This window comes from Telluria sp. ZT3P25, assembly GCF_059685895.1.
The window spans coordinates 2,891,924-2,908,895 of sequence record NZ_JCASIJ010000001.1 but is presented as its reverse complement, the minus strand read 5'-3'; the positions used below and the strand labels follow the sequence as shown (position 1 = coordinate 2,908,895).

General features: G+C 65.9%; 15 protein-coding genes. 10 read left to right on the top strand and 5 right to left on the bottom strand.

Going from position 1 to position 16,972, the window contains the following annotated elements; genetic code table 11:
• Positions 1 to 6: 6 nt before the first annotated feature.
• Entirely contained in the window at positions 7 to 321 is a 315-nt protein-coding gene (locus tag AC56LY_RS12955; protein ID WP_499580103.1) for a hypothetical protein, read from the bottom strand.
• A 164-nt stretch (positions 322 to 485) separates the two neighbouring features.
• On the opposite strand from AC56LY_RS12955, the gene AC56LY_RS12950 reads away from it, so the two are divergent.
• Complete coding sequence (locus tag AC56LY_RS12950) at positions 486 to 2,135, top strand: response regulator (protein ID WP_499580101.1); 1,650 nt, start codon at positions 486 to 488, stop codon at positions 2,133 to 2,135.
• On the opposite strand, the gene AC56LY_RS12945 is transcribed toward AC56LY_RS12950, so the two are convergent.
• Both AC56LY_RS12945 and AC56LY_RS12940 read right to left on the bottom strand, forming a co-directional pair.
• The gene (locus tag AC56LY_RS12945; protein ID WP_258835020.1) at positions 2,117 to 2,572 is read right to left on the bottom strand and encodes a response regulator; all 456 of its coding nucleotides are present in this window, start codon (positions 2,570 to 2,572) and stop codon (positions 2,117 to 2,119) included. The two genes, AC56LY_RS12950 and AC56LY_RS12945, sit on opposite strands and share 19 nt — an antisense overlap.
• Positions 2,565 to 4,823, bottom strand: coding sequence for an ATP-binding protein (locus AC56LY_RS12940; RefSeq protein ID WP_499580096.1), 2,259 nt, complete (start codon positions 4,821 to 4,823; stop codon positions 2,565 to 2,567). Before AC56LY_RS12940 ends, AC56LY_RS12945 begins: the two co-directional genes overlap by 8 nt.
• A gap of 158 nt (positions 4,824 to 4,981) precedes the next feature.
• On the opposite strand from AC56LY_RS12940, the gene AC56LY_RS12935 reads away from it, so the two are divergent.
• Positions 4,982 to 5,542, top strand: coding sequence for a DUF2325 domain-containing protein (locus AC56LY_RS12935; protein ID WP_499580093.1), 561 nt, complete (start codon positions 4,982 to 4,984; stop codon positions 5,540 to 5,542).
• 1 nt (position 5,543) lies between these two features.
• On the opposite strand, the gene AC56LY_RS12930 is transcribed toward AC56LY_RS12935, so the two are convergent.
• Positions 5,544 to 6,737, bottom strand: coding sequence for an esterase/lipase family protein (locus tag AC56LY_RS12930; protein WP_499580090.1), 1,194 nt, complete (start codon positions 6,735 to 6,737; stop codon positions 5,544 to 5,546).
• A 137-nt stretch (positions 6,738 to 6,874) separates the two neighbouring features.
• Positions 6,875 to 8,146 (bottom strand): dienelactone hydrolase family protein, encoded by a 1,272-nt coding sequence (locus AC56LY_RS12925; protein ID WP_499580089.1) that lies wholly within the window; start codon positions 8,144 to 8,146, stop codon positions 6,875 to 6,877.
• A gap of 199 nt (positions 8,147 to 8,345) precedes the next feature.
• Here AC56LY_RS12925 and AC56LY_RS12920 point away from each other — a divergent pair, with 199 nt between their 5' ends.
• The 8 genes from AC56LY_RS12920 (at position 8,346) to AC56LY_RS12885 (ending at position 16,659) form a co-directional block, all read left to right on the top strand.
• Positions 8,346 to 10,028, top strand: coding sequence for an MFS transporter (locus AC56LY_RS12920; RefSeq protein ID WP_499454909.1), 1,683 nt, complete (start codon positions 8,346 to 8,348; stop codon positions 10,026 to 10,028).
• Between the two features lies 1 nt (position 10,029).
• On the top strand, positions 10,030 to 11,121 hold the full coding sequence (locus AC56LY_RS12915; RefSeq protein ID WP_499580087.1) for an HlyD family secretion protein: 1,092 nt from the start codon (positions 10,030 to 10,032) through the stop codon (positions 11,119 to 11,121).
• Positions 11,118 to 12,497 carry an efflux transporter outer membrane subunit gene (locus AC56LY_RS12910; protein ID WP_499580085.1) on the top strand — a complete coding sequence of 460 codons (1,380 nt, stop codon included), beginning with the start codon at positions 11,118 to 11,120 and terminating at the stop codon, positions 12,495 to 12,497. Before AC56LY_RS12915 ends, AC56LY_RS12910 begins: the two co-directional genes overlap by 4 nt.
• A gap of 14 nt (positions 12,498 to 12,511) precedes the next feature.
• Entirely contained in the window at positions 12,512 to 13,174 is a 663-nt protein-coding gene (locus tag AC56LY_RS12905) for a tRNA-uridine aminocarboxypropyltransferase (protein ID WP_499580083.1), read from the top strand.
• 12 nt (positions 13,175 to 13,186) lie between these two features.
• Positions 13,187 to 13,609 (top strand): thiol-disulfide oxidoreductase DCC family protein, encoded by a 423-nt coding sequence (locus AC56LY_RS12900; protein ID WP_499580081.1) that lies wholly within the window; start codon positions 13,187 to 13,189, stop codon positions 13,607 to 13,609.
• Positions 13,606 to 14,640 (top strand): NAD(P)/FAD-dependent oxidoreductase, encoded by a 1,035-nt coding sequence (locus tag AC56LY_RS12895; RefSeq protein ID WP_499580079.1) that lies wholly within the window; start codon positions 13,606 to 13,608, stop codon positions 14,638 to 14,640. The genes AC56LY_RS12900 and AC56LY_RS12895 overlap by 4 nt, the downstream gene beginning before the upstream one ends.
• Entirely contained in the window at positions 14,637 to 15,356 is a 720-nt protein-coding gene (gene ubiG / locus AC56LY_RS12890; RefSeq protein ID WP_499580077.1) for a bifunctional 2-polyprenyl-6-hydroxyphenol methylase/3-demethylubiquinol 3-O-methyltransferase UbiG, read from the top strand. Before AC56LY_RS12895 ends, ubiG begins: the two co-directional genes overlap by 4 nt.
• 109 nt (positions 15,357 to 15,465) lie before the next feature.
• The gene (locus AC56LY_RS12885) at positions 15,466 to 16,659 is read left to right on the top strand and encodes a PA0069 family radical SAM protein (RefSeq protein ID WP_499580073.1); all 1,194 of its coding nucleotides are present in this window, start codon (positions 15,466 to 15,468) and stop codon (positions 16,657 to 16,659) included.
• Positions 16,660 to 16,972: the final 313 nt, after the last annotated feature.

Genomic DNA, 16,972 nt, shown 5'->3' with positions numbered 1-16,972 from the left:
ACTCCGTCAGCGCCCCTTCTTCTTGTTCGCGGTGTAGGTGCGCGTATAGAACCCCGCCGGCTTCTTCGCTACCCACGCGATGAACGCCGCGATATCTGCGTGCCCGCGCAGCGCTTCCCACGTGTGATAGGTCTGCAGCAATTCGCGCTCGGTGAATGCCGAGTGGATCTTGCGATGGCAGATCTTGTGGATCGGGTACTGGTCGCGTCCCTTGAACGTCTTCGGGATCAGGTGATGGCGGTCGACGTGCTCCGTTCCCAGCGGCCGTCCGCACAGCGGGCAGGGGTCCTCGGGCGTGGTGGTGGCGTGGTGATGTGGCATGCGCGCCATATGCAGGGCGATTTTTTACCGCACAAGTCTTGACCGTGTTTGCCGGAATGATACCAATCGTGACGAACCCTTGTTAAATGGTATTAGTGTAGAATTAACCCTGAATTCTCGCGCAGCACGCAACCCCTTCAGCCTAGAAAGCGACGTAGTTTGCAATGATCGAAGACAACTCCACCGTTTGTTCCGTGCTGTTGATCGACGACGAGTCGTTTGCCCAGGACATCATCGCCCATGGCCTCAAGAGCTGTGTCGGCCACCAGCTCCGCTATGAATCCAGCGCTTCACGCGCGGTCGAGGTCGCGCGCGATGTCGATGCAACGGTCGTGATCGTCGACCTGCGCATGCCGGGTGGCGTCGACGGCTTTGACGTGATCGCGATGTTGCGCGCCCACCCGGACACGCATGACGTGCCGGTCATCCTGCTCTCCTCCGAAGACGACCCCGACACCAAAGCCAAGGCTTTCGCCGTTGGCGCCAACGACTATATGGTCAAGTGGCCCGACCCGCGCGAACTTGTCGCGCGCGTCCGCTATCACAGCGGCGCCTGCATCGCACGACGCGAGCGCGACGAAGCCTTCGCATCGCTGCGCCTGAGCCAGGAGCAGCTCGCTGCCAGCCAGTTGGCGCTGCACCAGGCGCAAAAGATGGAGGCGATCGGCCAGCTTACCGGCGGCGTGGCCCACGATTTCAACAACGTCCTGCAAATCATCGGCGGCAATCTGCAATTGCTGAAAATGGTCGGCAATCTGGGCGACGCTGCGCGCACCCGCGTCGAGATGGCGCTGTCGGGTGTCGAACGCGGTGCCAAGCTGGCCGCGCACCTGCTGGCCTTTGCACGCCGCCAGCCACTGCAGTCGGTCGTGATCGATCCGACCCACCTGGTGCGTGAACTCGACGACATGGCCCGCCGGGTTCTTGGCGCCGGCACCCGTGTCGAGACCGAGGTCGCTCCTGAGCTGGGTAGCACCATGGTCGATCCCAATCAGCTCAACAACGTGCTGCTGAACCTGGTCATCAATGCGCGCGACGCAATGCCCGATGGCGGCACGCTGACCATCCGCGCCGTCAACGCTGCGGCGGACGACGATTTGCCGGCCGACGTCCCGCACAACGATTACGTGATGCTCGAGATCGCCGATACGGGCAAGGGTATGCCGCCGGACGTGCTGCGCCGGGCGTTCGAGCCGTTTTTCACCACCAAGCCCACTGGCCAGGGCACGGGCCTGGGGCTGTCGATGGCGTATGGTTTCGTCAAACAGTCGGGCGGCGAAATCGTGCTGCGCAGCGAGCCGGGCAAGGGCAGCAGCGTGCGCATCTATCTGCCACGCAGCACTGCGATCCCGGCCGAGCAAGCGGAGAGCGTCGTGCATTCATCGCTCGCTGGCGGCCTGGAAACGATCCTGGTGGTCGAAGACGAAGACGACGTGCGCTCGTCGACCTGCGGCATTCTGTCGGCGCTGGGCTACGACGTGCTGGAAGCGCGCGATGCGGCCAGTGCCGCGGCGCTGGTCGAAGAGGGCCGGCATATCGACCTGGTATTTACCGATGTGATCATGCCGGGGCCGCTGTCGAGCCTGCAACTGGGCGAGATCGTGCGGCGCCATCTGCCGGAATGTGAAGTGCTGTATACGTCGGGGTATGCCGAGGGCGTGCTGACCCATGAGGGCAAGCTGGACGCCTCGGTCCACCTGCTGCAGAAACCCTACCATCCGGACGCGCTCAGTGCGCGCATCCGTCATTTGCTGCGTCGTTCGCGGCGCGTGTCAGGCAAGCCGCAAACGGCCAGTCACTTCGGCTTGATGTAGCGGTGCGAGCCTGGTGGCGGCTCATTGAGCACCGCCCAGAAGATCCCCAGGTCGGCAATCGCGCGCACGAACTCGTTGAAATCGACCGGCTTGACCACATACGCATTCACACCCAGCTCATAGCTGCGGATCACGTCCTGTTCTTCTTTGGACGACGTCAGCATCACCACCGGCACTGATCGCAGTTCGGCGGTGGTGCGGATTTCCTTGAGCACTTCCAGACCATCGACCTTCGGTAATTTGAGGTCGAGCAGGATCACGGCCGGATTGCCGAGCTGGCGGCCGTCAAATTCGCCGCGCCGGTGCAGATAGTCGAGCGCCTCGGCGCCGTCGCGCGCGACCACGACTTCGTTGGCCAGCTGGCTCTTCGACAGGGCGATAAGGGTGAGCTCCAGGTCGTGTGGATTGTCTTCTACCAGGAGGATGGGCTTAAGCATGCGTGCCTTGTTCTGTGATGGCTTGTTTTGGGAGAGTAAAGGAGAAGGTCGCGCCTTCGCCTTGGATCGAGTCGGCCCAGACGCGGCCGTTGTGGCGTTCGATGATGCGCCGCACATTGGCCAGGCCGATGCCGGTGCCCTGGAAATCTTCCATCCGGTGCAGGCGCTGGAACACGCCGAACAGCTTGTGCACATAATCGCGGTTGAAGCCGGCGCCGTTGTCGGCCACGTGGAAGGCGATGTCGTCGCCGGCGTCCTCGGCCCAGATCCGGATCACGGCCGGGTCGCGCCCGTTCGTGAACTTGACGGCGTTGGACAGCAGGTTGAACATCGCCAGGTGCAGGAAGCTCGGATCGCCCTGCACGACGGGCATGCGGTCGATGTGCCAGTCGACGCGGCGCTGGCCGATCTCGATGCCCAGCTTGTCGATGCAGCCCGACACCAGGTCGGTCATGTCGATACTGGTGGGGCGCAGCGCGGCGCGGCCCATCTGCGAGAACGACAGCAGATCGTCGACCAGCTTGCCGGCCAGGCGCGCTGACTCCTTGATGTTCTTCAAAAAGCGCTGGCGCAGGGCCACGTCTTCGCTGCCGGCCGATTCGAGCAGCAGGTCGGAAAAGCCCGCAATGTGGCGCAGCGGCGCGCGCAGGTCGTGCGAGACCGAATACGAAAACGCTTCGAGCTCCTTGTTGGCGCGGCCCAGTTCTTCGGCCAGTTCGGCCATCTGCTCGGCGCGCTCGAGCGCGATGCCCAGCAGCGCGGTGCGGAACTCGGTGGTCAGTTCGATTTCGGCCACGTGCCATGGCAGGCTGTGGCCGTGGATGGTTTCGCGCCAGGTGGCAAAGCTCTGGCGCGGCGACAGCTGGCTCGGTGCACCGGGGGCGGCTTCCTTTTCGTACGGATTGCCGGCCCATTCGACGGTCTGGATCATTTCGGGGCGGAACCACAGCAGATAGTGCTGGTGGATGCGCGAGATCGGCAGCGCCAGCAAGCCGCTGGCATTCTGGATGAATGCCTCGGCAGGCGGGTATACGGTGGCCAGTTCGTCGGTGTGGAATACCTCGGTGTGGCCATGCACGGCAAGCCAGGTCGACAGGTCGCGAATGGCGGCGTCGTCCGGCGTGTCGCCGTAAGTGAAGATACGTTCTTCTGCCACGATCGCCACGCCGCCGGCGCGGGCAAAGCGCAGCAGCTCGCCGGACACGCCGCGCAGATTGTCGATGAAGTCGGCGCTTTTGGTCAGGCGGCCAAGGATTTCGACCATGATGCGGCGCACGTCGAGGCGGAACTGCAGCTCCGCGCTGTCTTCGCGGCTCTCGACGCACAACGCGAGGATCTGGCCGAGCTGTTCGCAGGCTGTGCGTTTTTCGACCGACACCGCGCGCGGGACGGCATTGTGGCACGCAATCAGGCCCCACAGCTTGCCACGGACGATCAACGAGACCGACATCGACGCCTGCGTGCCCATATTGCGCATGTATTGCAGGTGCACGGGCGAGACGCTGCGCAGCGCCGCATACGTCAGGTCGTTACGGGCACCGGTGGCTGGATTAACCTCTGGCACCAGCGGCGAGGAATGGTAATCGGCATCCTGGATGACGCGGATTGGCGAACTCACATACAGTTCGCGCGCCTGGGATGGGATGTCGCTGGCCGGAAACGACTGGTTCAGATACGAATCGTAGTCGGGCGCTTTTGCTTCGGCCACCACGCGGCCGTGGCCATCGGGATCGAACCGGTACACCATGACGCGCCCATAGCCGGTGACTGAACGAATGTGGCGGGCGGCCAGGTCGGTCAGCGCAGGGATCGATGCCTGCTCGCCGACCTTGGCGAGAAAGTCGGTAATGAGCGGATACAGGTGCCGAAAATCGGCCGGCTCGGCGCGCTCGACCGCTTCGAATTCGGCGATCACCAGGCCATCCCAGACGTGGCCCATCACATCGAAATGGCGGTCGTTGCCAAGCGTGACGGTGCCCAGATACATCGGGCGCTGGCCAAGCGTGTCGGTGGCCAGTTCGCGCGCCATGCGCTCGCCGCATGCCTTGCCGATGACGGCTGCCAATGGCAGGCCGATCGCTGCTTCTGCCGCCAGGCCGGCCAGCGGGAGCAGGTTGGCGCTGGCCTGCAACACGTCGAGTGCAGGCGATAGCGTCAGCATGAAGCCGTGCGGCTGGATACCGCCAGGCGTGCGGATGGGCTCGCTGGCGCAGCTGGAAAAGTCGAGTTGGTCGGGAGATGCCTGGGTCATGGGCCGTCGGGTTAACGCACAGGTGAGCAGGGCCATATTGTATCGTGAAAGTTTGTTCTCACGTCACGATGTGTCGATTTGTCCCTGCTTCGACGCACCCTTGAAATGAGAATCGTTCTCATCTAAGATGGGGCCTGGTTCAGTAACAGGAGGTGCAGATGGCCGCATACCGGGAAGCCGATGGCCTGGCTGGCGAGCACGTGACCTTGCTACGGGCGCATGCGCAGGCGCAGGAACGCTGCAGCGCATTGCTGCAGGCGCAGGCCACGCGCATTGCCGACATGGAAGCGCAGCTGATCCGCGCGCGAGGCGCAACAATCCGCACGACGACGGCGCTGGCCTGGGAACGCGAAGACCGCGCCGCCCTCGACGCGGCGCTGCCAGGCCTGGGCCGGCGCGTCGCGCTGGGCCGCCAGGTCGCCGCGCTGCAGGCGCGCGTGCACGACTTGATGCGCACGCTGCAGCGTCGTGAGCTGGCCGGGCAGACGGGCAGTGCGGGCGATCCGGCGCACACGCCAGCTGGCGTCGCGGCGGACCTGGAAGCGAGCCTGCAAGCAGCCGACCTAGTGATTTGCCAGACCGGGTGCATGAGCCACGGCGACTACTGGCGTGTGCAAGACCACTGCAAGCGTACCGGCAAGCTGTGCATGCTGGTGGACCAGCCCGATGGCTTGCAGATCGTGCGCATCCACCGGCCTGCCGAGGTGTTGTCACCCTGAGCTACAGTGCGAAGATGATGTCGCTGATCCGTTCGTACAGCGGATTGGCCGACGGCCCCTGGTTGGGCCAGTTCAGGATGTCGAAATGGTCGTACCCTTTATAGTTGCCCAGAAAATTCCACGTTCCCCGCAGCGCCGTCCCGTCGTAGTCGCGCGCCGGGTGCCCGCCGGGCGCACGCATGCTGACGGTGTTGACGACGCCATCGCTCGGGAACCAGTCGCTGTCGATGCGCACCCGTCGTGGCGCATTGACGGTGTAGCTGCCCATGCCGCGCTGCGCGGCGGAGGGCACGATCCACTCGCCCGCGAACGATTTAAAGTAAGGCATCATGTCGGCGCGCGCGTACTGGAACGCCGTCGTCTGGATCGGCGCGATCGCGCGGTCGGTGCCGTTGCAGCACCAGCTGCCGCTGGCGGTGGCAAGGGTACCTACTGAAAAATAGTAGACGTTGGGCGACGTCAGCGCCCACCGGTTGAATTCGCGCGCGCCGTCCGGCGCAAGCTCCCAGCTGGCAGCCCGGTGGCGCAGGATGTCGCGCAGCACGATGGGCACATTGGGCAGGATAGTCAAGACCGCGTCACTGAGCGTGGTGCCATCGTGCGGCGCCGAGATGGTTGTCGCGCTGCGGATCCAGCCCGTCTTGCCGCCCTTGAACAATGCGCCGTCACCTTCGTCGGTCATTGCGCCGTGCTCCAGCAGCTGGATCAGGGCGCGGATGGTCGTGCCGCCCTGGCTGTGGCCGATCATGTGGATCGGATGCTCACGGCCCCACCGCGGGTACAGCGCGAGCGGATAGGCTTGCGGGTTGTCGCGTGGATCGGTGGCCCAGCATTTATCGGGCGGCTTTTGCACCTGGCCGGGCACGCCCTGCGCGGCAACGTGCGCCTTGCCATAGTCGACACAGCCACCCTTGATCTGCGCATACAGCTCGGCGGCGCGGTCCCAGTTGGACGCGATCGGGCTGACGGCGGCGGCAACCACCGTGTGCGGGCCGCGGTAGGCCTGCATGTGCGCCGCGATGTCGCCGTAGCCGCCCCAGTAATTGAAGCCGCTCCCCTGGAACTCGTCGGGGCCGAAACCCAGAAAACCGTGCACCAGCACGACAGGATCGTTGTTCGCAGCAGGCGCGACAGGGGCTGCCAGCAGGCCGAGAACAAGAAGCGCGGCAGCGCAGACGTGGGCGAGGCGAACCATCGGTATGCTCCTGACAATGCGACAGCCGCATTGTCAGGCGCATCGCCAGGCGACGGTTTGCGCTGGATCGACCGGATGCGCGATAAAGCGAACTCGTGCAGAAACAACTGCGCAGGCCGCTTGACAAGCCCGCGCGATCAGCGCGCGGTCGTGCTGCCCACCGACGTCGTCGGGTCGGATTCGGCCATCGGGTTCGGCGCCGGTATCAGCGCCGCCGTGGCTGCGGCTTTTTCGGCCCTGTCGATGCGCTCGTCATGCCAGACGACATAGTCGTCGACGGAATACAGCCGGCACGGCTCCTTGCTTTTTGCCGAACAGGTCGCCAGTGCGCGCCCGTCCGGATCTTCGCCTTCCTCGGCCCAGGTCCAGCCGCCGCTGGCCGACACGGCAAATGCGCGTGGCGTCAGCTTGGTCAGGTAGTCGCGGTAGGCGCGGCGGCCGGTCTCGGACAGGAACGGCACCGCGGCGATATCGTCGACCTGCGCGTAATCGGTGCGCGCCGGGCTGGGCGGGGCAGGGACGTCGACCACGATCGCGGTCGGCATGCCGATCTCGCGCAGGAATTGTTCAGTATCTCGCAACCACACTTTCTCGCCGTCGCGGCTGGCCAGCATGCCGTGGGCATCGCGCTTGAAAGCGGGAAACTCGACCAGCCGGCCACGGCCCCCGGCTCCGACATAGGCGGCGTGCATGCGCGCGGCCAGTTCCGGGCCGAACAGCGAATCGTTCTGGCCATACAGCCACAGGCTCGGGACCTTCGCTTTGGCGCCATAGTCGGCAAAGGCCGCCACCAGTTGCGAGCGCCAGGCGCAGCGGTTGCTGTCGTCGCGCAAGCCCCCCGCGACATTGATCAGGCCGCGCACACCGGGCAGCGCCTCGGCGCCCAGCGCGATGGCCGCCAGCCCGCCATAGGACTGGCCGGCCACAATCATGCGCGCGCCGTCGATCCACGGCTGCTGGCGTGCATAGTCGAGGGTGGCGCGGATGTCTTCGGCCTGCGTGTAGCCATTGGCCGCCATGTCGCAGCCGCGATCGCGGTAGCGTCCGCCCGATTTCGAAAAACCCTGGCGCATCGGCACCATGACCGCGTAGCCGCGCTTCACGAATACCGACGCCATATGATAGAAGCGGTCCCGTGTCTGCAGGCTCGGGCGGCCCGGGTCCTTGCCATGGTTGATGACGATCAGGGGAAACGGGCCAGCGCCATCGGGCTGGAACACTGTGGTCTCGAGCAGCACATCGTCAGGGCCGGCCGGCACCTGGATGACGTGCTCGTTCATCCGGTAGTCAAGCGTGCTGGCGAGGGGCGTCGATGCCGGCAGGTCCTGCGACTGGGCAAATGCGGGCAGCATGGCCAGCCCGGCAATCGAAGCGGAGATCAGGGTGCGAATGGACTGGATTCTCGACATGGCTGACTCTGGAAGTGCTGCTTCACGGAACAATTTCCGCAAAGAACAAATCCGAGTCTAGAGCCAATAAATCCGTACGGCAATATCTGGTTAGCCAACTTTCGTAGAAAGTGTCCGGGGTGTGGCGAAAGCGCCATCCGACGCGATGTCGAGCAAAGGCGTAAGATAGCAAGCCTGACAATTATGGTGAAATAGCAGGATGAGCAAGTACGCGCCACGCGAATGGGCACCCGACGAAAAGCCGATGCTTCCCGGCTCCCCGTCCACGCCGGCGCACACGACAAAGCTGCGACTGGCCTACCTGGCGGTCGGCATCCTCGTCACGATCACGGGCGGCCTGGGCAATGCACTGGTTGCCGTCAATCTCATCAATCTGCAAGGTGTCCTGGGCGCGTACCAGACCGAAACGGCCTGGCTGCCGGCCGCCTACGTGATGGCCAACGCGTCGATGAACCTGCTGCTGGTGAAATTCCGGCAACAGTTCGGCCTGCGCCTGTTCACCGAGTGTTTCCTGGTGTTGTACGCGCTGGTCACGCTGGCCCACCTGTTCGTCAACGATCTCGGCTCGGCTATCGCCGTGCGCGCCGCCCACGGCATGCTGGCCGCCGCCGTCAGTCCGCTTGGCCTGTATTACACGTTGCAGGGGTTCAAGAAGGAGTGGCGCCTGAAAGGCATCGCGATCTCGCTTGGCACGGCTCAGCTGGCGCTGCCGCTGGCCTATATTTTCTCGGGTGACCTGCTGCGCATTGCCGAGTGGCGCGGCCTGTACATGTTCGAGCTGGGCCTGGCGCTGGTGTCGTTGGGCGCCGTGCTGCTGCTCAAGTTGCCACCGGGCGACCGGATCAAGGCGTTCCGCCCCACCGACTTCGTCACGTTCGCACTGTTTGCGCCGGGCATGGCGCTGCTGTGCATGGTGCTCACGTTCGGGCGCATCTTCTGGTGGACCGAGCAGGCGTGGATCGGCGTGGCGCTGGCGGTGTCGATCTTCCTGCTCGCGGCCGCGATGTGCGTCGAGCACAACCGGGCCAACCCGCTGCTCAACCTGCGCTGGCTGACCAACCGCAGCATCCTGCGCGTGGCGCTGTCGCTGCTGCTGGTGCGCATCGTGCTCTCCGAGCAGAGTGTGGGGGCAGTGGGCTTCCTGCGCGCCGTGGGACTGGACAATAACCAGATGCAGTCGCTGTTCCTGTGCGTGCTGGCGGCCACGGTCGCCGGCATCGTGGTGTCGGCCCTGACCGTCAACGTGAAGCACCTGATGGCGCCGCAGGTCATCGCGCTGGTGCTGATGGCGCTGGGCGCCTGGATGGATGCGCATGCCAATAACCAGACACGCGTCGAGCAGATGTACCTGAGCCAGAGTCTGCTGGCATTTGGCGGCACGCTGTTCATCGGGCCGTCGCTGATTTCGATGATCGTCACCGTGATCGGCAATCCCGGCGCCCTGATCAGTTTCTCGGTGCTGTTCGGCCTGACCCAGAATCTGGGCGGCCTGATCGGCTCGGCGCTGGTCGGCACGTTCCAGATCATGCGCGAGAAATTCCACTCCTCGTCGATCGTCGAGGGCCTGAGCTTGCTCGATCCGCTGGTGGCCGGGCGCATCCAGTCCGGCGCGGCGGCGGCCGGGCAATTGCTGGCCGACCCGGCGGCGCGCACGCGCCAGAGCCTGGCGTCGCTGGCCGCCAGCGCCACGCGCGAAGCCAACATCCTGGCCTACAACGACGTGTTCCTGATGATCGCCCTGATCGCCGCCGTGAGCGCGACCTGGATCTTCCTGCACGCTGTCTGGATGCATTACAACCCTCCGGCTACCGCGCCGGCTGCTGCACCCACACCCGCCGCACCTGTCAATAACATTCCCGCACCCATCACTGTGACCGATTGATATGTCAGAACCTGTTCCTACCCCCGCGCGCCCGACGCGCAAGATCATCCTCAGTGCGCTGGCCTTTGCCGCCATCGCGCTCGCCGGCATCCTGATCGTGCTGTACGCCTGGAACCTGCCGCCGTTTCGCAGCACGTTGCAGGCGACCGAGAACGCGCTGGTACGCGGCCAGGTGACGATCATAAGTCCCCAACTGAGCGGCTACGTGAGCGAGGTCCGCGTGCAGGATTTCCAGACCGTCAAGAAGGGCGAGCTGCTGCTGCGCATCGATGACCGGATTCCGATCCAGCGCCTGGCGCAGGCACGGGCCGAATTGGCCAACCGCAAGGCGGCGCTGGCCAACTTCGCGCAGACGAACGCCAGCGCCCGCGCCACCATTGCCCAGAACCAGGCGCTGCTGGCCTCGAACGAAGCCCAGGCCCGGCGCAGCAGTGCTGATTTGCGCCGCGTGGAAGAGCTGGCGGCCGACGGTTCGCTGTCGGCGCGTGAACTCGACGCTGCGCGCGCTACCCGCGCCCAGTCAGCGGCCAGCCGCGACCAGGCCCGCGCCTCGGTCGAGATCGCCCGCCAGAACCTGGCGTCGGTCGGCGTCAACCGCGCTGCCCTTGAAGCGGCGGTCGCCAGCGCCGAAGCGGCCGTCAAGCTGGCCGAGATCGACCTGGCCAACACCAACATCACCGCGCCGCGCGACGGCCAGTTGGGGCAGGTGACCGTGCGCCAGGGTGCCTTCGTCAATGCGGGTGCGCAGCTGACTGCACTGGTGCCGAACCAGATGTGGATCATCGCCAACCTGAAGGAAACGCAGATGGCGGGCGTGGCCGTCGGCCAGCCGGTCAGCTTTAGTGTCGATGCGCTGGGCGGCGCAAAGCTGCGCGGCCACGTCGAGCGCATCGCGCCGGCCACCGGTTCGGAGTTTTCGGTGATCGCACCGGACAACGCCACCGGTAACTACGTCAAGATCGCTCAGCGCATTCCGGTACGCATCAGTATCGATCCCAACCAGTCGCTGGCCAATCGCCTGCGGCCCGGGATGTCGGTGGTGACGACGATCGATACGGCTGCTGCCACGACGGCGAACGCGGGGCAGCGGTGAAGCGGCGGTTAGTGGTTCTGGCGGCGCCACTCCTGTTGGCCGCCTGCGCGATGGCGCCGCAGCCGGCGCCGCCGTCCTCGGTGACCGTGCCGGTGGCGTGGCGCACGACCTTGCCCGGCGCGAATGCCAGCGTCGAGCGTGACTGGTGGCGCGCGTTCGGCGATCCGGCGCTGGACGCCCTCGTGCAACAGGCGCAGGCGAACAATGGCGACCTCAAGATCGCCCGCGCGCGGCTGCAGGAATACCAGGCGCGCATTCGCGTGGCCGACAGCGCGCGTCTGCCGGCACTGAACCTGTCGCTGGCGCCGACCCGGGCGCGCGCCATCGGCCCGCAAGGCACGCCGGTCGAATCGACGTCGCTCGTAGGCGCCGTGCAGGCTAGCTACGAGCTGGACCTGTTCGGCCGCGTGGCCAACACCGTCGAGGCGGCGCGCTTCGAGGCGCTGTCGCAAGAGGCAGCGCTGGAAGCAGCGGCGCTGGCGGTGGCGGCCAATACGGCGTCGGGCTACCTGAACCTGCTGGGCCTGGACGCCCAGCTGGCGCTGGCCAAGGCCACGCTGGCCTCGCGCGAGCGCTCGTACAACCTGGCGCGGCATCAGTTCGAAGTGGGTTACAGCTCGCGCCTGGAAATGTCGCAGGCTGAGGCCGAATTGCACGCGACGGCCGGCACCGTGCCGCAGCTGGAACGGCAGGTGGCGCAGCAGGAGCAGGCGCTCAATCTGCTGCTGGGTGCAAGTCCAGGGGCGATTGCGCGCGGTACCGATCTGCTGTCGCTGCGCGAGCCGACCCCGGGCGCCGGCTTGCCGTCCGAACTGCTGCGGCGCCGGCCCGACATCGCCCAGGCCGAGCAGGCCATCGCTGCGGCCGACGCCAGCCTGGCCGTGGCGCGCGACGCGCTGCTGCCGTCGATCCGGTTGACGGCGTCGCTCGGGGCAGGGGCGGGCGGGATCTCGCAATTGCTGCGCTCGCCGACGGAACTGTGGAGCATCGGCGGCAGCGTGCTTGCGCCATTGTTCGACGCGGGCAGGCTGCGTGCGCAGGCGGAGATCGCCGGTACGGTGCGCGATCGCGCCATCTACGGCTATGAGACCGTGGTGCGCACGGCGTTTGCCGAGACCGAGAATGCCCTGGCGTCGATCGATGGCTTGCAGCGGCAACTCGTAGAAGCCGAGGCGCGCCGCGCGGCGGCCGGTGAAGTGCTGCGTGTGGCCCACAACCGTTACACGAACGGCTACGCGTCGTACCTGGAAGAGCTAGACGCGCAGCGTACGGCGTTCAGTGCCGATCTCGCGGCGCTGCAACTGCGCACGAGTTTGCTGGCGGCGCACGTCGATCTGTACCGGGCACTGGGCGGTGGCTGGACGCCGGCGCCGTGAGCGGTGCGGCTGGCTTGAAACGTGCTGTCTGCACGACGTGCCTGCGGGCGCAATCGGCCTGCATCTGTCGCTGGATCACGCCTGTGCAAGCGCAGGCGAACCTGCTGATCCTGCAGCATCCGCTTGAGGTGGGCAACGCCAAGAACAGCGCGCGCTTGCTGCACCTGTGCGTGAATGGCAGCGTGATGGCGACCGGCGAAGCCTTCGATGCCGGGGTGCTCGATGGACTGTTGCATGCGGATGGGCGCACGCCCGTGCTGCTGTATCCGGCCACACCAGATGATGCCGGCCTGCCCGCACCGCCGCCGATACCGGCGCTGCCTGTCGAGGCCCTGCGGCTGGTGCTGCTCGACGCCACCTGGCGCAAGAGCCGCAAGATGTTGTACCTCAACCCGGCGCTGCAACGGCTGGCGCGCCTGGGCCTGACGGACGTGGCGCCATCGAACTACCGCATCCGCAAGGCGCACGCGCCGCATCAGCTGTCGAGCCTGGAAGCGGCTGCGCTGGCGTTGGGTCAGCTGGAAGGCGCGCCCGGGCGCTTCAGCCCGCTGCTTGATGCCTTCGACGGGTTTGTCGCACAACAAGCGGCCTATGTACGCGCTTGCGCTGCCGGATCACGCGCAGACAACGCAAGTCAATCTGATGAACAGGGCGTGAACCGTTTAGCGGGGCATTAAACTGAAACACCCGTGACGGTGAACCGCATTTTGACCTGTTTCCTGTATGATCAAATCATGCAAGAACAATCCTCTACCTCCCCCACGGTGTACTACGACGGCGGCTGCCCGGTATGCACCCGCGAGATCGCCCTCTATCAGCGTCAGGACGGCGCAGACCAGGTTTGCTGGGTCGACGTCGCCCACTGCGCGCCCGAAGCGCTTGGCCCGGGACTGAACCGCGAGGCGGCCATGGCACGCCTGCACATGCGCCGTCCCGACGGGACCCTGGCCAGCGGTGCGGAGGCATTCACCCTGCTGTGGCGGTCCTTGCCGCGCTGGGCCTGGCTTGGACGGCTGCTGGGGTCCAGGCTCGCATTGGCGGTGCTGGAGCCGGCCTACCGCCTGTTCCTCGTCATGCGGCCGCTGTGGCGCGGCCGCGGCAGCAAGCGATGAGTGGCATGAGCCTGCGGGTGGCAGTGGTGGGGGCGGGCATTGCCGGGGCCACCTGCGCGCGTGCGCTGGCCGATGCCGGGCATGCGGTGCAGGTGTTCGACAAGTCGCGCGGGGTTGGCGGGCGCATGTCCACCAGGCGTGTGACGTCGGTTGCTGGCGCCAACGCCATGCTGGGTCTCGATCACGGGACGCCGGCCTTTGCTGCCCTGGGGGCCGACTTCCTGGGTTTCGTCGAGCAGGGGCAGCGCGCCGGGCTGCTGGCGCGCTGGACGCCGCGCCTGGCCCCACACGGCGAAGCCCTGCCTGGCGGCGCGATGTGGGTTGCCACGCCCGACATGCCGGCCCTGTGCCGCGCCTTGTTGAAGGACCTGCCGTTGCATACGTTGTGCACGGTCGATGGCGTGCGTCGCAGCGGCGCAACGTGGTCTCTGGAGAGCGCCGGTGTGTGCGTGGCCGATGGCTTCGATGCCGTGGTGTTGGCGATTCCGCCGCAACAGGCGGCCGCGCTGCTGGGCGCGCATCGTCCGGACTGGGCCGCGTGCGCGCAGGCCGTGCCGATGTTGCCCGTCTGGGTCTTGATGGGCATGACCGACGCGCCCGCAAGCGGCAGCGACTGGGAGCTGGCACTGCCCGCATCCGGCCCATTGGCGCTGGTGCTGCGCAACGATGCGAAGCCGGCGCGCACAGCGCTGGCGGGGCAGGCCCAATGGGTTGCGCATGCAACGCCCGACTGGACTGGCGCACATCTGGACACGCCGCACGATCAGGTGCAGGCGATGCTGCAGGCGGCGCTTGCCGATTGTATCGGCGGCGCTCTGGTCTGGCGCTTCGCGGCCGTGCATCGCTGGCTGTATGCAACGCTGGCAGCGGCGCCCGATGACGAGCGGGCCGCTGGTGCCTGGTGGGACGCGGGCATGGGGCTTGGCGTGTGCGGCGATGCCCTTGCCGGCGGCGGTGTGGAAGGCGCCTGGCGCTCCGGCCGCGCATTGGCAGCGCTAATGACCGCTGCTGCGAGCGGAGATCAGACATGAGCGCGCTTGCAGACGAAATCGCCCGCTTCGACCGACTCGGCGCCACCTGGTGGGACCCGAACGGCCCGATGCGGCCGCTGCATGTGACGAACGCACTGCGCCAGGCTTATCTGCTGGCATGCATGGCGTCGCATTTCGGTCGCCCCGATACGTCGCTGGCGGGTCTGCGCATCCTCGACGTCGGCTGCGGCGGCGGGCTGCTGTCCGAACCGCTGGCGCTGCGTGGCGCACACGTGGTTGGCATCGACGCCTCGCCTGGCAACCTGGCGGCGGCGCAACGCCACGCCGACGCCAGCGGCGCGGTAGTCGATTATCGCCTGGGCGAACTGGAGACTGTTCTGCAGCCCGATGAATGCTTCGACGTCGTATTGGCGCTCGAGGTGGCCGAGCATGTGGCCGACCCCGACGCCTTCATCGAAGAGGCAGCTCGGCGCGTTGCGCCTGGTGGTTTGCTGCTGGCGTCGACGATCGACCGCAGCTGGAAGAGCTATCTGTTGGCCGTCGTGGCGGCGGAGTACGTGTTGCGCGTGCTGCCGCGTGGCACGCACCAGTGGCGCCGCTTCGTGAAACCCGCCGAGATGCTGGCTGCAGCCACCGGGGCCGGGCTGCAGCGGATCGATCTGCGCGGCATGCGTTACCTGCCGGTGTTGCATCGCGCCTCATGGTGCAGCGATACGAGCGTGAACTATCTGGCAACGTTTGCCCGTCCGGCCTGACCGGAGCAGCTGGGAAAAGTAATCCGATGCTCATCGGGCAGCTGGCGCTTGAATTTGACGGGGTAGCGGCGTAATATACTGTATAAACATACAGTATGGAGCAGCGGCCATGATCGACACCGATGAGCCCATCCGCCGCGAGCGGGTAGAAGAACACATCATGCTGGCGCCGCCGCGCGTTGCACGCAAGGGGCGTGGTGCGGTGTCGAACCTGCAAGGACGCTATGAGGTCAACGGTCGCGAGCGTTTTGACGACGGCTGGTCTGATGCCGATTCTGAGTCGACTACCGGGGCTGCCGGTGAATCGGCCGCGTTCAAGACCGTGGTCACCGACGAGTTCGCCAAGACGATCCTGTCGCGCAACACGTCACCCGATATTCCATTCAGCGTGTCGCTCAATCCGTACCGGGGCTGCGAACACGGCTGCATTTATTGCTTCGCACGGCCCACGCACAGCTATCTTGGCCTGTCGCCGGGCCTTGATTTTGAATCCCGGCTCTTCGCCAAGGTGAATGCTCCCGAACTGCTGCGGCGCGAACTCGCCAAGCCCGGCTACGTCCCCGAACACATCGCCATTGGCGTGAACACCGACGCCTACCAGCCTTGCGAGCGTGAGCGCCAGATCACGCGGCAAGTATTGGAGGTATTGTCCGAATGCCGCCACCCGCTTGGCCTGATCACCAAGTCGTCGCTGATCGAGCGCGACATCGACCTGCTTGCGCCGATGGCGGCCAACAACCTGGCGTGCGCGGCGGTGACGCTCACGACACTCGATGCACAGATTTCGCGCACGCTCGAGCCGCGCTCGGCCGCGCCGATGCGCCGTCTGCGCACGATCCGTACGCTGACCGACGCCGGCATTCCGGTCAGTGTGAGCGTCGCGCCGATCATCCCGTTCGTGACCGAGCCCGAGATTGAACGCATCCTTGAAGCGGCGCGCGATGCCGGCGCGGTCGGCGCGCACTACACGGTGCTGCGCCTGCCGCACGAAGTCAATCCGCTGTTTCAAGAGTGGTTGCAGGCGCATTTCCCGGACCGCGCGCAGCGAGTAATGAACCGCATCCGCGAGATGCGCGGCGGCAAGGATTACGATGCCGACTTTGCACAGCGCATGCATGGTGACGGCGTGTGGGCCGACCTGATCCGGCAACGCTTTGAAAAAGCAGTCGAGCGCCTTGGCTACAAGTCATTGCGCGGGCGTTTCGGGCGGCTCGATCGCTCGCAATTCCGGCGACCAGTGGTGGTGCCTGCAACGACACGCCGCGGTAGTACTCAGGGGGCAGGGCAGCTGGACCTGTTTTGAGAATGCAGGAATAGCCCAGGACGTTGCTGACCAGCCCGGCTGCCGACCTGCGCAAGCTCGATGCAGCCGTCTACGCGGAAAACGCGACCGCGAACGCCGGGGACTGGTAACTGCGCGCCGTGTCGTTCGACGTAAACGACGGGCTGGCCGACAACCAGCGCATCCAGGTTTTAGGCCAGCTGGGCGGGCAACTGATGCGCTTGGTGTCGGAACACGGTCAGCGCGGTGGCGCCCAGGTGGACAACGTAACGAGCAGAACCGGCGGGGCGGGCAGGGCGACGGAACCGGCAACGGGTGTGGTCTGTGATTGAGC

Bases quoted from the DNA above. Each gene is read 5' to 3' on its own strand.
- AC56LY_RS12920 (WP_499454909.1), top strand. From the start codon at position 8,346: ATGAGCAAGTACGCGCCACGCGAATGGGCACCCGACGAAAAGCCGATG.
- AC56LY_RS12945 (WP_258835020.1), bottom strand. From the start codon at position 2,572: ATGCTTAAGCCCATCCTCCTGGTAGAAGACAATCCACACGACCTGGAG.
- AC56LY_RS12950 (WP_499580101.1), top strand. From the start codon at position 486: ATGATCGAAGACAACTCCACCGTTTGTTCCGTGCTGTTGATCGACGAC.
- AC56LY_RS12885 (WP_499580073.1), top strand. From the start codon at position 15,466: ATGATCGACACCGATGAGCCCATCCGCCGCGAGCGGGTAGAAGAACAC.
- AC56LY_RS12955 (WP_499580103.1), bottom strand. From the start codon at position 321: ATGCCACATCACCACGCCACCACCACGCCCGAGGACCCCTGCCCGCTG.
- ubiG (WP_499580077.1), top strand. From the start codon at position 14,637: ATGAGCGCGCTTGCAGACGAAATCGCCCGCTTCGACCGACTCGGCGCC.
- AC56LY_RS12925 (WP_499580089.1), bottom strand. From the start codon at position 8,146: ATGTCGAGAATCCAGTCCATTCGCACCCTGATCTCCGCTTCGATTGCC.
- AC56LY_RS12940 (WP_499580096.1), bottom strand. From the start codon at position 4,823: ATGACCCAGGCATCTCCCGACCAACTCGACTTTTCCAGCTGCGCCAGC.
- AC56LY_RS12935 (WP_499580093.1), top strand. From the start codon at position 4,982: ATGGCCGCATACCGGGAAGCCGATGGCCTGGCTGGCGAGCACGTGACC.
- AC56LY_RS12930 (WP_499580090.1), bottom strand. From the start codon at position 6,737: ATGGTTCGCCTCGCCCACGTCTGCGCTGCCGCGCTTCTTGTTCTCGGC.
- AC56LY_RS12895 (WP_499580079.1), top strand. From the start codon at position 13,606: ATGAGTGGCATGAGCCTGCGGGTGGCAGTGGTGGGGGCGGGCATTGCC.
- AC56LY_RS12915 (WP_499580087.1), top strand. From the start codon at position 10,030: ATGTCAGAACCTGTTCCTACCCCCGCGCGCCCGACGCGCAAGATCATC.